General features: G+C 61.3%; 16 protein-coding genes. 1 reads left to right on the plus strand and 15 read right to left on the minus strand.

Annotated features, from left to right (window positions below; translation table 11 throughout):
* Nucleotides 1-97: 97 nt before the first annotated feature.
* The 8 genes from lpdA to eno form a co-directional block, all read right to left on the minus strand.
* The gene (gene lpdA, locus NKJ91_RS23775; protein ID WP_352457495.1) at nt 98-1,543 is read right to left on the minus strand and encodes a dihydrolipoyl dehydrogenase; all 1,446 of its coding nucleotides are present in this window, start codon (nt 1,541-1,543) and stop codon (nt 98-100) included.
* Nucleotides 1,544-1,554: 11 nt separating this feature from the next.
* Complete coding sequence (locus tag NKJ91_RS23780; RefSeq protein ID WP_352457496.1) at nt 1,555-2,193, minus strand: SGNH/GDSL hydrolase family protein; 639 nt, start codon at nt 2,191-2,193, stop codon at nt 1,555-1,557.
* Nucleotides 2,190-2,609 (minus strand): hypothetical protein, encoded by a 420-nt coding sequence (locus NKJ91_RS23785; protein ID WP_352457497.1) that lies wholly within the window; start codon nt 2,607-2,609, stop codon nt 2,190-2,192. The genes NKJ91_RS23780 and NKJ91_RS23785 overlap by 4 nt, the downstream gene beginning before the upstream one ends.
* A 17-nt stretch (nt 2,610-2,626) precedes the next feature.
* A complete protein-coding gene (locus tag NKJ91_RS23790) occupies nt 2,627-4,003 on the minus strand; it encodes a pyruvate dehydrogenase complex dihydrolipoamide acetyltransferase (RefSeq protein WP_352457498.1) in 1,377 nt (458 codons plus the stop codon).
* A gap of 18 nt (nt 4,004-4,021) precedes the next feature.
* Complete coding sequence (locus NKJ91_RS23795; protein WP_352457499.1) at nt 4,022-5,425, minus strand: pyruvate dehydrogenase complex E1 component subunit beta; 1,404 nt, start codon at nt 5,423-5,425, stop codon at nt 4,022-4,024.
* 15 nt (nt 5,426-5,440) lie between these two features.
* Nucleotides 5,441-6,430: a pyruvate dehydrogenase (acetyl-transferring) E1 component subunit alpha gene (gene pdhA, locus NKJ91_RS23800; protein WP_245274631.1), complete on the minus strand. Its 990-nt coding sequence runs from the start codon at nt 6,428-6,430 to the stop codon at nt 5,441-5,443.
* Nucleotides 6,431-6,652: 222 nt separating this feature from the next.
* The gene (locus NKJ91_RS23805; RefSeq protein WP_023675088.1) at nt 6,653-6,973 is read right to left on the minus strand and encodes an FtsB family cell division protein; all 321 of its coding nucleotides are present in this window, start codon (nt 6,971-6,973) and stop codon (nt 6,653-6,655) included.
* A gap of 133 nt (nt 6,974-7,106) precedes the next feature.
* Nucleotides 7,107-8,381 (minus strand): phosphopyruvate hydratase, encoded by a 1,275-nt coding sequence (eno, locus tag NKJ91_RS23810; protein ID WP_023675089.1) that lies wholly within the window; start codon nt 8,379-8,381, stop codon nt 7,107-7,109.
* Between the two features lie 202 nt (nt 8,382-8,583).
* Here eno and NKJ91_RS23815 point away from each other — a divergent pair, with 202 nt between their 5' ends.
* Nucleotides 8,584-8,706: a hypothetical protein gene (locus NKJ91_RS23815; protein WP_084642452.1), complete on the plus strand. Its 123-nt coding sequence runs from the start codon at nt 8,584-8,586 to the stop codon at nt 8,704-8,706.
* A gap of 77 nt (nt 8,707-8,783) precedes the next feature.
* On the opposite strand, the gene NKJ91_RS23820 is transcribed toward NKJ91_RS23815, so the two are convergent.
* The 7 genes from NKJ91_RS23820 to NKJ91_RS23850 form a co-directional block, all read right to left on the minus strand.
* Nucleotides 8,784-9,149: a PRC-barrel domain-containing protein gene (locus tag NKJ91_RS23820; protein ID WP_023675091.1), complete on the minus strand. Its 366-nt coding sequence runs from the start codon at nt 9,147-9,149 to the stop codon at nt 8,784-8,786.
* Nucleotides 9,150-9,271: 122 nt separating this feature from the next.
* Complete coding sequence (gene kdsA, locus NKJ91_RS23825) at nt 9,272-10,123, minus strand: 3-deoxy-8-phosphooctulonate synthase (RefSeq protein ID WP_352457500.1); 852 nt, start codon at nt 10,121-10,123, stop codon at nt 9,272-9,274.
* Nucleotides 10,120-11,007, minus strand: coding sequence for a VOC family protein (locus NKJ91_RS23830; protein WP_352457501.1), 888 nt, complete (start codon nt 11,005-11,007; stop codon nt 10,120-10,122). The genes kdsA and NKJ91_RS23830 overlap by 4 nt, the downstream gene beginning before the upstream one ends.
* 96 nt (nt 11,008-11,103) lie before the next feature.
* Nucleotides 11,104-11,391, minus strand: coding sequence for a Dabb family protein (locus NKJ91_RS23835; RefSeq protein WP_352457502.1), 288 nt, complete (start codon nt 11,389-11,391; stop codon nt 11,104-11,106).
* Nucleotides 11,392-11,494: 103 nt separating this feature from the next.
* A complete protein-coding gene (locus tag NKJ91_RS23840) occupies nt 11,495-11,629 on the minus strand; it encodes a hypothetical protein (RefSeq protein WP_292655342.1) in 135 nt (44 codons plus the stop codon).
* A 361-nt stretch (nt 11,630-11,990) separates the two neighbouring features.
* A complete protein-coding gene (locus NKJ91_RS23845; protein WP_352457503.1) occupies nt 11,991-13,970 on the minus strand; it encodes a bifunctional 2',3'-cyclic-nucleotide 2'-phosphodiesterase/3'-nucleotidase in 1,980 nt (659 codons plus the stop codon).
* Nucleotides 13,971-14,101: 131 nt separating this feature from the next.
* The gene (locus tag NKJ91_RS23850) at nt 14,102-15,367 is read right to left on the minus strand and encodes an NAD(P)/FAD-dependent oxidoreductase (RefSeq protein ID WP_352457504.1); all 1,266 of its coding nucleotides are present in this window, start codon (nt 15,365-15,367) and stop codon (nt 14,102-14,104) included.

A 15,367-nucleotide genomic window follows, 5' to 3' on the forward strand; every position in this document is an offset into this window, starting at 1 on the left:
GCCCTCTCCTTGTATGATGGATGATGCCTGCGAAACGAATTGCTCTGCCGTCGAGTTCCGTTGTGTCTTCCGTGTGAGACTCGCCCCAACTAATTTATCATGCATTCAGTGCGCGACCATAGGCGTCGAGTACACTCTCCTTCATCATCTCCGACAGCGTCGGGTGCGGGAAGATCGTGTGCATCAGCTCTTCCTCGGTGGTCTCCAGATTCATCGCCACGACGAAGCCCTGGATCAGTTCGGTTACTTCTGCGCCCACCATGTGGGCACCCAGCAACTGGCCGGTCTTCTTGTCGAAAATGGTCTTGACGAAGCCTTGGTCCTCGCCGAGCGCAATCGCCTTGCCGTTTGCCGCGAACTGAAAGCGGCCGACGCGGATGTCCTTTCCGTCGGCTTTCGCTTTGGCTTCCGTCAGTCCGACCGAGGCGACTTGCGGATTGCAATAGGTGCAGCCCGGGATCTTCAGCTTGTCAATGGCATGCACGCCGGGGAAATTGGCGATCTTTTCCACACAGACCACGCCCTCATGCTCGGCCTTGTGGGCGAGCATCGGCGGTCCAGCAACGTCGCCGATGGCGTAGACGCCCGGCACATTGGTCTTGCCGTAGCCGTCGACGACGACGCAACCACGGTCCGTCTTCACGCCGAGCGTCTCGAGGCCGAGGTTCTCGATATTGCCCTGTACGCCGACGGCCGAGATCATGCGGTCGGCGGTGATCTTCTCGACCTTGCCGTCCTTCATCTCGACATGCGCCGTGACCGAATTGGCGCCCTTCTCGACCTTGGTCACCTTGGCCTCGAGGATGATCTTCATGCCTTGCTTTTCGAACTGCTTTTGCGCGAATTTCGAGACTTCGGCGTCCTCGACGGGCATCACGGCCGGCAGCAGTTCGACCACCGTCACCTCGGCGCCCATGGTGCGGTAAAATGAGGCGAACTCGATGCCGATGGCGCCCGAGCCCATCACCAGCAGCGATTTCGGCATCTCTTTCGGCACCATCGCCTCGAAATAGGTCCAGATCAACTTGCCGTCAGGCTCGATGCCGGGCAGCGCGCGCGGCCTGGCGCCGGTCGCCAGGATGATGTGCTTGGCGCTATAGGTGCCCTCGCCCTTGACGCCCTTGGGCGCCGGCGGCTGCGGCTCCATCGGCTTCTTCGACGATTTCGACACGACGATCTCGCCAGGTTTGGTCAGCTTGGCTTCGCCCCAGATGACGTCGACCTTGTTCTTCTTCATCAGGAAGCCGACGCCGCCGTTGAGCCGCAGCGAGACCTTTCGCGAGCGATCGACGACGGCGGCTGTGTCGACCCCGACCTTGCCATCGATCTTCAGGCCGTAGTCCTTCAGATGATCCGAATAGTGCATGATCTCGGCGGAGCGCAGCAGCGCTTTGGTCGGAATGCAGCCCCAGTTGAGGCAGATGCCGCCCAAGTGCTCGCGCTCGACGATCGCCGTCTTGAAGCCAAGCTGGGCCGAACGCACTGCAGTGACATAGCCGCCGGGGCCGGAGCCGATGATGATGACGTCGTAGTTCTCAGCCACGGCTTTCTCCTTCACAATTCCAACATGAGGCGCACGAGCGGCGCCAGCGCTTGCCCGACGTTCCGCGTGTTTTCCGCGTCCAGGTGGACACCGTCGAGCGGCGTGGTTTTGGCCACCGTGCCGGCATCGAAGAAGCCGCAGCCGGCCTCGTCGGCAAGGGCGGAATATTGCGGCGCCAGCCGCTTTGACGCGTCATCGCCGCCGGCGAACATTTCCTTGAACTCGGCGTTTTCCGTGCGGCTGACTACGGGCGGCGCGACGATCAGGATCTGCGGCGCCGGCCAATCGAACGGGTAATCGTGACCGCGCACGATATCGATCAGGCGTTGCATGCCTTGTTTGGCCGCGACCGGATTACCGTGAATCCACGGCTTCATATCGTTGGCGCCGAGCATGATGACGATCAAGTCGATCGGCGCATGCGTCGTCAGGATGGTTGGCAACAGCCTTGCGCCATTGCGGTCCGCTCCGGCCAAGTGATCGTCAAAGGCGGTGGTTCGGCCATTCAGGCCTTCGGCGATGACCTCGACGCCGCTGCCCAATGCCGCCTGCAGCACGCTCGGCCAGCGATCTTCCAGCGGATGCCGGCCAAGGCCTGCCGCGTCATAGCCCCAGGTAAGCGAATCGCCGTAGCAGAGGACCGTCTTCATGTGCCTGCCCCGCCGAAACCTGGTTGCGAGCGCGCCAATCGCCAGCGCACGAAAAGCCACTGGACCAGCACCGTAGCGATGCCTGGCAGGACGAGACCGGCGACTATGGGAAGATCGCCCGACCACTGGCTCTTGCCTGGGGGCTGGGAGAAAGTCCAGCCGATCAGGAAAACTCCAACGAGAACAAAAAACGCTACCCCTATGGTCGCGGTCAGCTTTGTTGCCCGTCGTGGGTCCGACATGAATTGTGCGATGAAGAACGCGACCGTCACGAGGACGGTGACGAGAGCCGAGATCATGAACACAAGGATGTACTCTACGTCGGCATTGGTGGCGACGGCGAGCCACTGCGCCACCAATCCGCCCGCCAAACCGGAAAGAAAGAAGGCAAAAAGGCTGGTGAAGAATTTCCGCACCGCCCTGTTCCCCTCTCTTAAACCAGCATGCCCATCGGGTTTTCGACCATGCGTTTGAAGGCGACGAGCAGCTCGGCGCCGAGCGCACCGTCGACGGCGCGGTGATCGGTCGACAACGTCACCGACATGATCGTGGCGATCTTGATCTCGCCGTTCTTGACCACCGCGCGTTGCTCGCCGGCGCCGACCGCCAGGATCGTCGCATGCGGCGGGTTGATGACGGCAGAAAAATCCTTGATGCCGAACATGCCGAGATTGGACACCGCCGTGGTGCCGCCCTGATATTCTTCCGGCTTCAGCTTGCGGCTGCGGGCGCGGCCGGCAAGATCCTTCATCTCGTTGGAGATGACGGACATCGTCTTTTCGTCAGCACGCCGGATGATCGGGGTGATCAGGCCGCCGGGGATCGATACGGCAACGCCGACATCAGCGTGCTTGTGCTTGATCATGGCGTTTTCTGTCCACGACGCATTGGCATCCGGAACCGCCATCAGCGCCATGGCAAGAGCCTTGATGACCATGTCGTTGACCGACAGCTTGTAGGCCGGCGTTTCGCCCTTCTCGGTCTTCTTCACCGGCGCGGCCGCATTGATCTGCGTGCGCAGGGCCAGAAGTGCGTCGAGCTCGCAGTCGAGCGTCAGATAGAAATGCGGGATGGTGGTCTTGGCTTCGACCAGCCGCCGCGCAATGGTCTTGCGCATATTGTCGTGGGGGACCAGCTCGTAGGAGCCTTCGGCAAACAGTTTGAGCACCTGCTCGTCCGACATCGCCTTGGGTGCTGCGGCCGCAGGTGCCGGAGTGCCGGCGGGCGCCGCTTTTGCTGCTGGTGCCGCCTTGGCGCCGCCACTGGAAATTGCGGCATCGACATCGGCCTTGACCACGCGACCATGCGGGCCGGAGCCTGTCAGCGCCGCGACATCGACGCCGGCTTCCCTGGCAATGCGCCGGGCCAGCGGCGAGGCGAAGATGCGCTCACCGCTTGCGTGGCCGTTGGCGACCGGCACCGCTTCCGCCTTAGGCGCAGGTGCGGCAGGCTCCTGCTTCGACGCTTCGGGCTTTGATGTTTCAGCTTTGGGGGCTTCCGCTTTCGGAGCCTCAGCCTTGGCCGGCGCAGCGCCATCACCGCTTTTGGCGGCAGAAGCAGCATCCTCGCCCTCGGCAGCCAGCACCGCGATCAGCGCATTGACCTTGACGCCTTCTGTGCCGGCCGGAACCACCAGCTTGGCGACCGTGCCCTCGTCGACGGCTTCGACTTCCATCGTCGCCTTGTCGGTCTCGATCTCGGCAATCACGTCGCCGGGCGAAACCTTATCGCCTTCCTTGACCAGCCACTTGGAAAGATTGCCCTCTTCCATTGTGGGCGACAGCGCCGGCATGGTGATGTTGATCGGCATTTTGTCCTCCCGCCCTGCTCAGCGATACGTGACGGCTTTGACCGACTCGACGACCTCGCCGACATTGGGCAGCGCCAGCTTTTCGAGGTTCGCCGCATAGGGCATCGGCACGTCCTTGCCGGCAATTGTAATGACCGGTGCATCGAGGAAATCGAAGGCGCGCTGTGAGACCTGATTGGCGATATGGTCGCCGACCGAGTTCTGCGGAAAGCCTTCCTCGACCACCACGAGGCGATTGGTCTTTTTGACCGAGGCGATGATCGTGTCGAAGTCGAGCGGGCGGATGGTGCGCAAGTCGATGATCTCGGCATCGATGCCCATGCCACGCAACTCCGCCTCCGCCTTGAGCGCGTAGGTCATGCCGATGCCGAACGAGACGATGGTCACGTCCTTGCCGGATTTGTGAATGCGCGCCTTGCCGATCGGCAACACGAAATCGTCCATCCTCGGCACGTCGAAGGAGTGGCCGTAAAGGATTTCGTTTTCGAGGAAGATGACCGGGTTCGGATCGCGGATCGCCGCCTTGAGCAGACCCTTGGCGTCGGCGGCGGTATAAGGCATCACCACCTTCAATCCAGGAATATGGCTGTACCAGGCGGCATAGCACTGCGAATGCTGCGCGGCGACGCGGGCAGCAGCGCCGTTCGGGCCGCGAAAGACGATCGGGGCGCCCATCTGGCCGCCGGACATGTAGAGCGTCTTGGCGGCTGAATTGATGATCTGGTCGATCGCCTGCATGGCGAAGTTGAAGGTCATGAATTCGACGATCGGCTTCAGGCCGGCCATCGCCGCGCCAACACCAACGCCGGCAAAGCCGTGCTCGGTGATCGGCGTGTCGACCACGCGTCTCGGACCGAATTCCTGCAACAGGCCTTGTGTGATCTTGTAGGCGCCCTGGTACTCGGCGACTTCCTCGCCCATGACGAAGACGTCGCCGTCGCGGCGCATTTCCTCCGCCATTGCGTCGCGCAAGGCTTCACGCACTGTGGTCGAGACCATTTCGGTGCCGGCCGGGATGTCCGGATCGGCGGCAATTTCCAACCTGGGCGCAGCGGCAACAGGTGCTGCCGCTTCGCTCTTGGCCGCAGCAGCCGCGGGGGCCGGAGCGGCAGCGGGCGCTGCTGCTTGCGCCTCAACAGCCTCCTCGCCGATACCTTCGCCTGCCTCGTCGATGTCTTCGCCATCGACGGCCAGCACAGCGATCAGCGTGTTGACCTTGACACCTTCGGTGCCGGCAGGAACCACGATCTTGGCAAGCGTGCCGTCGTCCACGGCTTCGACTTCCATCGTTGCCTTGTCGGTCTCAATCTCGGCAATGGCGTCACCCGCCGCGACCTTGTCGCCCTCTTTCTTCAACCACTTGGAAACATTACCCTCTTCCATGGTCGGCGAGAGGGCGGGCATGAGAATTTCGATCGGCATGTCCTTGCCCTCTCGTTAAAGTACGATGTCGGTCCAGAGCTCGGACGGATCCGGCTCCGCGTCGTTCTGGGCAAATTCTGCGGCGTCGGCGACAACGTCGCGGACTTCCTTGTCGATGGCCTTGAGCTCGTCCTCGCTTGCCCATTTCTTGTCGAGCAGCCGCGCTTTGACCTGCTCGATCGGGTCACGTTCGGAGCGCATTTTCTGCACTTCTTCCTTGGAGCGGTATTTTGCCGGATCCGACATCGAATGGCCGCGGTAACGATAGGTCTGCATTTCGAGAATGAGCGGCCCGTTGCCGGCGCGGCACCATTCGGCGGCGAGGTCGCCGGCTGCCTTTACAGCGCGCACATCCATGCCGTCGACCTGGATGCCTGGAATCTTGAAGGACGCGCCGCGGTGCGAGAAATCCGTCTCGGCCGACGAGCGCGAGACCGAGGTGCCCATGGCGTAGCGGTTGTTCTCGATGATGTAGATCACCGGAAGCTTCCACAGCGAGGCCATGTTGAAGCTTTCGTAGACCTGGCCCTGGTTCGCCGCGCCATCGCCGAAATAGGTCAGCGTCACATTGTTGTTGCCGCGATAGCGGTTGGCGAAGGCAATGCCGGTGCCGAGCGACACTTGCGCGCCGACGATGCCGTGGCCGCCGTAAAAATGCTTCTCCTTGGAGAACATGTGCATGGAGCCGCCCTTGCCTCTCGACAGGCCGCTACGGCGCCCGGTCAGTTCGGCCATGACGCCGCGCGGTGACAACTCCATGGCCAGCATATGACCATGGTCGCGATAGGCGGTGATCATCTGGTCGCCGTCGATCAGCGCCATCTTCATGCCGGTAACGACCGCTTCCTGGCCGATGTAGAGGTGGCAGAAACCGCCGATGAAGCCCATGCCGTAAAGCTGGCCGGCCTTTTCCTCGAAGCGGCGGATGAGCAGCATGTGCCGATAGGCGGCAAGCTCCTGGTCTTTGGTGAATTCAACAGGCTTCGGGGTGGAAAGGCCCGGCATCTTGCCGTCTGATTTGGATTTGGCAGGCGCTTTTCTGGTGGCGGTGGCCATGCATCACTCCCTGTTGGCGTCTCTTGGCGGACAGCGAGGGAGATCAGTTCTCCCACCGATTTGAGGCAGGCTAACATGCAGGGAAGGCTTTCGCCATGCCGAAAACGCATGGCTGTCATGCATCTAAGCAATTAAAATCATTGCAAATATCGCTGATTAACTGAGATCAGGTTATCTTGCGACCGGCAGCATGATGGTGATCTCGTCGGCGTGGGACAGATTAAGCGCCTTGCGCGCCTGCTCGTCCAGCATGTCCTTCTCCAGCGTGCCCTCATGCATCAGCTGAACGCGGCGCTCGAGATCGATCCGGCGCGCCCTGACGGCATCGAGCCTGCCCTGCAATTCGGCAGTCTCAGCTTCGAGCTGATACTTGGAATAGATGCCGAACTCGCCATGATAGGCATGGAAACCGAAATAAGTCAGGAACACCACGCAGAGCGAGGGGATGATCAGCCGGCCGGTGTTTCTTTGCTTGTGCTGGCGTGTCCACATGGTCCGAATCCTCTACGCCGCCTTTGTCGCCCGATTGTGCTTAATGGACAGTTACAGCCTGTTGGATTCAGAGCCTGGAAGCAAAAAAGGGCGGGAATGTCCCCGCCCTCGTCGCCACGATTTTCTCTCGAAATCAGCTTTTCACGATCGACTTGCCGGCATATCGCGCCTGCTTGCCGAGCTCCTCCTCAATGCGGATGAGCTGGTTGTACTTGGCCATGCGATCCGAGCGCGACAGCGAGCCCGTCTTGATCTGCCCGCAATTGGTGGCAACGGCGAGGTCGGCGATGGTCGAATCCTCGGTCTCGCCCGAGCGGTGCGACATCACCGCGGTATAGCCGGCCTTGTGCGCGGTCTCGACGGCGTCGAGCGTTTCGGTAAGCGAGCCGATCTGGTTGACCTTGACCAGGATCGAATTGGCGACACCCATGCGGATGCCGTCGCGCAGCCGCGCCGTGTTGGTGACGAACAGATCGTCGCCAACCAGCTGCGTTTGCTTGCCGATGAGATCAGTCAGTATTTTCCAACCGTCCCAGTCATCCTCGGCCAGGCCGTCCTCAATTGTGATGATCGGGTAGTCGGCAGCGAGTTTGGCTAGATATTTGGCCTGCGCCTTCGGGTCGCGGGTTTTCCTCTCGCCTTCATAGACGTAGTTGCCATCCTTGAAGAATTCGGTCGCCGCGCAGTCGAGGCCTAGCGCAACCTCCTCGCCGGGCTTGAAGCCAGCCTGCTCGATCGATTCCATGATGAAGTCGAGCGCGGCCGGCGCGCTCTTCAGGTTGGGGGCAAAGCCGCCCTCGTCGCCGACATTGGTGTTATGGCCGGCGTCCTTCAGCTTCTTTCGCAGCGTATGAAAGATCTCCGAGCCCCAGCGCACGCCGTCGCGTAGCGTCGGCGCGCCGATCGGCAGGATCATGAATTCCTGGAAATCGATCGGGTTGTCGGCATGCGCGCCGCCATTGATGATGTTCATCATAGGCACCGGCAGCACATGGGCCTTGGTGCCGCCGACATAACGATAGAGCGGCAGGTCGGCCGCTTCGGCCGCGGCCTTGGCCACAGCCAGCGACACGCCGAGGATGGCATTGGCGCCGAGCCGGCTCTTGTTGGGCGTACCATCGAGCTCGATCATGGTCTGGTCGATATGGATCTGATTCTCTGCCTCCATGCCGCCGATCGCCTCGAACAGCTCGCCGTTCACCGCCTCGACCGCCGTGAGCACGCCTTTGCCGAGATAGCGGGGGCCGCCATCGCGCAGTTCGACCGCCTCATGCGCGCCGGTAGAGGCACCGGACGGCACCGCGGCGCGACCCATCGAGCCGTCTTCAAGCACGACGTCGACCTCGACGGTCGGATTTCCGCGGCTGTCCAGGATTTCACGCCCGACAATGTCGATGATGGCCGTCATTGCGATGTCCCCGATTGATCGATTGAAGCGTCGCGCACCTCTTAGCCAAAGCGCCGCAAAACGCAATCGGGGCACTTGCAAATATTGCCCGTGCGCTACGGATTCACGAAGCACGAAGCGCTGTCATCATTTGTCATACGCGGCATGCCGGTTTCTGGTTTATGGCTGTTGTCGCGCGGGGCGAAACAGGAGGAGTTTCGCCATGTCCCAGTTGAGCGGTATTGTGAGTTTGTTCCTGATCGCGGCTGCGTTCCTGACGTCGTGCGACAATCAGCAACCCCCGCAGGGATCGTCGCCTTTGCCGGCCCTGCAGATTGCGCAGTAGCATCCCGCCACATCGAAAGGCCCCCGATTTCCTGGGGGCCTTTTTGATTCCAGGAGACTTAGTCAGTGCCAGTAAGGTCAGTGCCAGTAAGGCTCGACCTTGTAGTAGTTGTATGAGGCGTCACGCGCGGCCTCGCCGTCGGCGCCGGTCAGCTCGTTGATCGAATAGGAAGGAGCGGCCATCAGCTGGTCTTTGGTGAACGGCACGACATAGCCGCCCTTGTTCTCATCATAGTCAAGGCTCGCCCACGGAATGGCGTGGTATTTCTCGCCGATGCCGAGAAATCCGCCGAAACCGATCACGGCAAACATGATTCCGTTCGACAGTTTGTCGAGCATGACGTCCTCGATGTCGCCGATATGAGTGCCTTCCGTATTGTAGACCGATGTGCCGATAACCCGCGAAGCGGCGATGGCTTCGGTGTGTCCCGTCTGGGTCGTCATGGTGTGCTCCTCGTCGTCGTTGACATTAGATTTTGACAATGAGGGCCGCGGGCTAAGGTTCCAGGCGGGTTCGAAATTCTTCAAAGTTTTCTTGGCCGCGCTGCTGTGGCGCAACTGCTGGTTCAACCCACGCTTTTGGCAATGCGATCGAACGCCATCAGCCGTTCAAGCAATGCGGGAAGATCCTTTAGCGGCACCATGTTGGGACCGTCGGAAGGCGCGTTGTCGGGGTCCTGGTGCGTCTCGATGAAGACGCCGGCGACGCCAACCGCGACGGCCGCGCGCGCCAGCGTCTCGACAAAGCGCCGGTCGCCTCCAGACGAACCGCCCTGCCCACCCGGCTGCTGCACGGAATGGGTGGCATCGAAAATCACCGGCGCGCCGATCTCGGCCATGATCGGCAGCGCCCGCATGTCGGACACCAGGGTGTTGTAACCAAAGGATGCGCCGCGCTCGGTCACCAAGACATTGGCGTTGCCGGAGCCGGTGATCTTGGCGATGACGTTCTTCATGTCCCACGGGGCGAGGAATTGGCCCTTCTTTACATTGACCACCTTGCCGGTTCTTGCCGCAGCAATCAGCAAATCGGTCTGCCGGCTGAGGAAGGCAGGAATCTGCAGAATGTCGACATGCGGCGCGACGATCGCGCATTGTTCCTCAGTGTGGACGTCGGTCAGGATCGGCAGCGAAAAATTGTTGTGCAAATCGTCGAAGATCGGCATTGCCGCTTCAAGTCCCGCACCGCGCGTGCCGCCGAGCGAGGTGCGATTGGCCTTGTCGTAGCTGGTCTTGTAGACGAGCCCGATTCCGAGCCGTTCCGTCAATTCCTTCAGTGCACCGGCCATGTCGAAAGCGTGCTGCCGCGATTCCAGCTGGCATGGACCGGCGATCAGCGATAGGGGCGCGCTGTTGCCGAAAATGACCTTGCCGATCGCAACGGAAGAATTTGGCATCAGAGGATTGAGCTTGTTCATGCGATCTCCAGGAAAATGAAGGCTGCGCCCTGCCCTGGCGCCGGCGGCACGATGATATCACCGCCGCGTATGTCGTGTTCGACGGAATTGGCTGCAAGCAGCTTTGCGACGGTGTCGCCGTGCCTAACCGAAAAGACGATCCCAGCAAAGCGGAGTTCAGATGGCGCGCCGGCAGGAATGCCGAAACGTGCCGAATAGGCTGCAGGATCCAGAACGGTCACGACGGCATTCGGCAGCTCATAGACAGTGCCGCCGCCCTGCGCCTTGATCCCAGCCGCGATCGAAATCACATTGCGTTGTTCGAAGGGTTCGCCACTGACTGCCACGATTTCGACAATGCCGGTTGCGCCATTAGCGTGGGCCTGCAACGCAGTGCGGTCGACGTTCGGCGCATTGATCCGCTCGCAGGCGAAGAGAAAAGCGTCCGTTGCCTTGCCTGTAGCCGCAAAGGCCAGTTTGAACGATGCGGTGTCGCTTTTTCCTGTCGCATCAGCGAAGGCGCGCGAAAAGCTGAGCATGTCTCCCGCCGACAGGCCGGCTTCGATGAAGCGCGCGTGGTCCGCGGCGGCGCTTTCGGTGCCCAGCGCCACGGCAGAAAATCCTTCATCGCCGTTTTCTTCGCGATACGTGCGATCACGCACGACAAAGACATTGCGGTTCGCGATCGCCGTTGCCGCGGCCTGCCGGTCAGCGACCGCGAGCGGCTCGAGATAGGTGCCGTCGGTGAGAAAGACACAGCAGTTTTCGGTTCCGAAAGGGTGGATACCTGTCGGCGCAACGGTAAAGCCGAGCAAGGTCAAACGCGCCCGCGCAACATCGAGGCTCGCGGTCGGCAACACCAAGTGATCGAGCGGATGAGGGCTTGCGGGGGTGTTCTCTGTCATGTCCCGCGCGATGTGCCTCATTCCTGAAAATGGTTCAAGGGCTTGGCCGACGCCTCAGCGGAAAGACCACATCAGCGCGTAGGGGACGGCGGCTCGTCAACTTGCAACGATGTCGGCCGAATAACGCAATTCGCGCAGAGGTTTGACCCGGCTGGTGGTCTCTGCATAGAGCGGATGCGCCTTGTAGGCGGCGAGCGCCGCTTCGTCCTCGAACTCGGCGTAGACGACCACATCGATCTCATCCGAGAGCGGGTCGACCTTGGTGTTGAGCGTTACCTCGAAATGACGCGAATGAGGTATCTTGCCAAGCGTCAGGAGGCCCGTGCGCACTGCCTCGACATCCGCTTTGTGCCGTGCGCTGAAGAAAACGATATGCCGGATCAACCCAGCCTCCTCGACCGTTGGACCGGCGTTCTTTTGTGTCAGCGGCAGCGTGCCGTCAATCGGCAGGTTTGTCGCGTCTGCGAACCGTAGCAGCGAAGAGAAACTACACCATGCTGGTTACATAGTGCACGATGCGGGTCACCTCCCTGACCGTCCTGTCGAGGTAACGGCCTTGGTTGTAAATGCCGTCCCAGATCAGGAAAAAGGTGACGGTCGTGATGACGATGACATAACGCATGGCTAAAACTAGCGCATATGGGTGCTTGCAACCATAGTGATTCCGGCCCTGCTGGGACCCTTTTAACGGCCTTTGGTCTGTCCGCTGCGATGCTTGCTGGCCAGAATGGCGCTACCGCTGCAGGGCGCCTTGGAAAGATAACCCCGCTCGGCTTCGACGACCGCTTCCCGCCTCGATCGACCAACTGCCACACGATTATTCCGGTGGGATTTCGACGGACGCGCTGGATCTGGTCATGCCTGCCGTCAAGCGGCGTTTCGCACCACCTGCTTGAAGAGGCCCCCTGTCTCAAACGGATTGGCCGTATCGGGACAGTATCTTAACGCTGAGACAGTTTCGAGCCGACGCTCAAATCCTTGCCTCAAAGCGTGATGCGGTACTTGGAAAACCCCGCTTCGCCCTCGCCCGCCGGCTCGATCGTCAGCGACTTCACTTGCGCAATAAACTCTCTCGCCTTGGCGCCGGTCTCGAACACGACGCTGGTTCCCGGTAGTGGCGCAAACGACCAGTTGGCGTCCGCCGACGGGTTGATGGTGCCTTCGCTGACGATGTAGCGCACGATCACGTCGCGGTTGGTGTCGGGCGCTTCGTAGATGATCTTCGAGGCATTGATCTCCGGGAAATTGCCGCCGCCGCCGGCTCGGTAGTTGTTGGTGGCGACGACGAATTTCCGCTTGGGACCAATTGGTTTGCCGTCGAACATCAAGTCAATGATGCGGGTCGAGCCAGCATTCACCAGCCCGCCCTTCGAATCATATTTCGGTGGCTGCGACAGGTCGATCCGGTAGGTGACGCCGTCGATCACGTCGAAATTATAAGACGGGAAGTCGGTGTTGATGAGCGCCTGGTCGGCTTTGCCCGGTTCGATCCGGTTGAAGATGCCGGCCGACATTTCCAGCCATTCCTTCACCTCTGCCCCGGTGATTTCGACGGCGCGCACCGTGTTTGGATAGAGGTAGAGGTCGGCGACGTTCTTGATGGCGATATCGCCCACCGGCACGTCGGTGTAATAGTCGGCGCCGTTGCGCCCGCCCGCCTTGAACGGTGCCGCCGCCGACAACAGCGGCATATCCTTCCACTCTGTGTTCTTCAGGATGTCCTTCAAGTACCAGGTCTGCGCCTGGCTGACGATCTGCACCGATGGATCGTCGGCGACCAGCGCAAAGTAGGAATAGAGCGGCGCCGAGGTTTTGCCGACCGGCCGGCGCACATAGGCAAGCGTCGCCTCGTGGTCCTGTTTGAGCGCGTCGACGATGCGCTGGTCGTCCGCGACGGTCGGCTTGTTCGTCTTGTCGACCCGCTCAAAGATCGGCCTGGCCTCAGAGGTCGTCGAAACGATTTTCCACGTCGATCCGTCGCGCTCCAGCAACAGATCGATCAGCCCCATGTGCGAGCCCCAGAAGCCGGCCATGACGGCGGGCTTGCCTTGCAACGTGCCTTTCGCCGTATCGACGGCGTCCAGCGACTGAAAGTCCTTCTTGCCGGGGAAGACCAGATGCTGGTGGCCGGTGAACACCGCATCGATACCTTCGACACCGGCAACGAAGAAGGAGGCATTCTCCATCATGTCGCTTTGCTTCACATCGATGCCGGAATGGGAGAGCGCAATGACGATGTCGGCGCCTTCTTCCTTCATTTGCGGCACCCACGCCTTGGCCGCCTCGACGATGTCGCGCGTCTTGACGCTGCCCTCGAGATTTTTCAGGTCCCAGACCATGATCTGCGGCGGCACGAAGCCGATGATGCCGATCCTGATCGGTTGCTCGGTGCCCGACCCGTCTTTGATGTTCCTTTCGAGGATGACGTAAGGCTTGAGATAAAGCTTGTCGTCGCGCGGGTTCGCGGCGAGCTCCGTGCCGCGGATCAGGTTCGCGCAGACAAACGGGAAATTGGCACCGGCCAGCACCTTGTCCATGAACGACAGGCCATAGTTGAACTCGTGGTTGCCGAGCGTCGAGCATTCGTAGCCGAGCAGGTTCATGCCCTTCATGACCGGATGCAGATCGCCATCCTTCATCCCCCTCTCGTAGGCGATGTAGTCGCCCATCGGGTTGCCTTGCAGAAGGTCGCCATTATCGATCAGCATCGCGTTGGTTGCTTCCTTGCGCACGGCTTCAATCAACGATGCCGTTCGCGATAGCCCCATCGTGTCGTTAGCTTTGTCGGCGTAATAGTCGTAAGGCAGCACATTCACGTGGATGTCGGTCGTCTCCATAATCCTCAGATGCGCCTGATTGGCTTGAGCCCGGGCGGAGAACGGGTGCAGCATGATCAGCGCTCCGCTGGCGGCAACGCCGGCGAGGAAATCGCGGCGTGAGACGAGGTGGCGCAATTGGGACATTCGTTCTCTCTTCCTTCCACGACGTGACAAGTCCTGCCCGAAGCAAAGCTTCGCGCCGAAATCCAGCCGAGTCCAGAAGCCGATTCCATCAAGAGGAGGTGACGCGCCGATGAATGTCCGGCAGCGAACAATCAGCCCTTATCGTCGTCGCCCTGGGTGATCAGCCGCGCGCTGCGCTGACCGGTGAAGTAGATCCATAGCCAACTCAGGGAAACCGCAAGCCGGTTACGAAAGCCGATCAGGAAGTAAATATGCGCCAAGCCCCATAGCCACCAGGCAAGCCGGCCGGTAAGCTTGATCCAGCCGAAATCGATGGCCGCCGCGCGCTTGCCGATCGTCGCCAAATCGCCGTCATGCCTGTAGCTGAAAGGACGCGGTGTCGCGTCACCGGCAAGCCTTGCCTTGATCGCCGTGGCGACGTGCCGTCCCTGCTGCTTGGCGGCGGGCGCGACGCCCGGCACCAGCCGGCCATCCGGTCGCAGGACGTGCGCTACGTCACCGATGACGAAAATCTCCGGGTTTCCCGGTACAGTGAGGTCGGGCTCGACAAGCACCCTGCCCGCGCGGTCCGCTGCCGCGCCGAGCCATTCGGCGGCCGGCGAAGCGGCGACGCCCGCCGCCCACAGGATTGTCCTGGCCGGCAAATGCCTGTCGCCGAAGACGACACCCTCGGCATCGCAGCGCGTAACCGCCCGGCCGAGTTCGACGGTCACGCCGAGCCGTTCGAGCGCCTTCATTGCATAATCGGAGAGTTCCGGCGCGAAATTGGCAAGAACGCGGTCGCCGGCCTCAATCAGCACCACACGCGTCTGCCGCGTGTCGATGTTGCGGAACTCGCCGCGCAGCGTGTCATGCGCCAGTTCGGCAATGGTGCCGGCCAATTCCACGCCGGTCGGCCCGCCGCCGACGATCGCCAGCGTCAGCAGTGCCTGGCGCTTGGCGGGATCGGTTTCCCGCTCGGCCTGCTCGAAAGCCAAAAGAATACGCCGTCGAATGGTGGTGGCGTCCTCCAGTGTCTTCAGGCCCGGCGCGAACGGCTCCCATTCGTCATGGCCGAAATAGGCGTGCCGCGCACCGGTGGCCAGCACCAGCGTGTCGTAGGCGACCGTGCCGCCGTCCTGCAGCAGCACCCGCTTGCCGGTGCGGTCGATGCCAGTCACGGTGGCAAGCAGCGTCGTCACGTCCTTGCGCCTGCGCAGGAGATGGCGGATCGGCCAAGCCACTTCGGAGGTGGCCAGGGCCGTCGTCGCCACCTGGTAGAGCAGCGGCTGAAAAAGGTGATGATTGCGCCTGTCGATCATGGTGATGCGCACCGGCGCGCCGGCAAGTGCGCGGGTGAATTCGAGGCCGCCGAAACCGGCGCCTACGACGACGACGTGATGGTTGGCTATGTTCAT

It is taken from the genome of Mesorhizobium sp. M0040 (assembly GCF_040323505.1).
Taxonomy (GTDB): Bacteria; Pseudomonadota; Alphaproteobacteria; order Rhizobiales; family Rhizobiaceae; genus Mesorhizobium.

Excerpts from the sequence above, each read along its gene's own strand:
- NKJ91_RS23830 (WP_352457501.1), bottom strand. The coding sequence starts at position 11,007 with ATGACAGAGAACACCCCCGCAAGCCCTCATCCGCTCGATCACTTGGTG.
- pdhA (WP_245274631.1), bottom strand. The coding sequence starts at position 6,430 with ATGCCGGGCCTTTCCACCCCGAAGCCTGTTGAATTCACCAAAGACCAG.
- NKJ91_RS23815 (WP_084642452.1), top strand. The coding sequence starts at position 8,584 with ATGTCCCAGTTGAGCGGTATTGTGAGTTTGTTCCTGATCGCGGCTGCG.
- NKJ91_RS23780 (WP_352457496.1), bottom strand. The coding sequence starts at position 2,193 with ATGAAGACGGTCCTCTGCTACGGCGATTCGCTTACCTGGGGCTATGAC.
- NKJ91_RS23820 (WP_023675091.1), bottom strand. The coding sequence starts at position 9,149 with ATGACGACCCAGACGGGACACACCGAAGCCATCGCCGCTTCGCGGGTT.
- NKJ91_RS23795 (WP_352457499.1), bottom strand. The coding sequence starts at position 5,425 with ATGCCGATCGAAATTCTCATGCCCGCCCTCTCGCCGACCATGGAAGAG.
- NKJ91_RS23850 (WP_352457504.1), bottom strand. The coding sequence starts at position 15,367 with ATGAACATAGCCAACCATCACGTCGTCGTCGTAGGCGCCGGTTTCGGC.
- NKJ91_RS23805 (WP_023675088.1), bottom strand. The coding sequence starts at position 6,973 with ATGTGGACACGCCAGCACAAGCAAAGAAACACCGGCCGGCTGATCATC.
- NKJ91_RS23790 (WP_352457498.1), bottom strand. The coding sequence starts at position 4,003 with ATGCCGATCAACATCACCATGCCGGCGCTGTCGCCCACAATGGAAGAG.
- eno (WP_023675089.1), bottom strand. The coding sequence starts at position 8,381 with ATGACGGCCATCATCGACATTGTCGGGCGTGAAATCCTGGACAGCCGC.
- kdsA (WP_352457500.1), bottom strand. The coding sequence starts at position 10,123 with ATGAACAAGCTCAATCCTCTGATGCCAAATTCTTCCGTTGCGATCGGC.
- NKJ91_RS23840 (WP_292655342.1), bottom strand. The coding sequence starts at position 11,629 with ATGCGTTATGTCATCGTCATCACGACCGTCACCTTTTTCCTGATCTGG.
- NKJ91_RS23845 (WP_352457503.1), bottom strand. The coding sequence starts at position 13,970 with ATGTCCCAATTGCGCCACCTCGTCTCACGCCGCGATTTCCTCGCCGGC.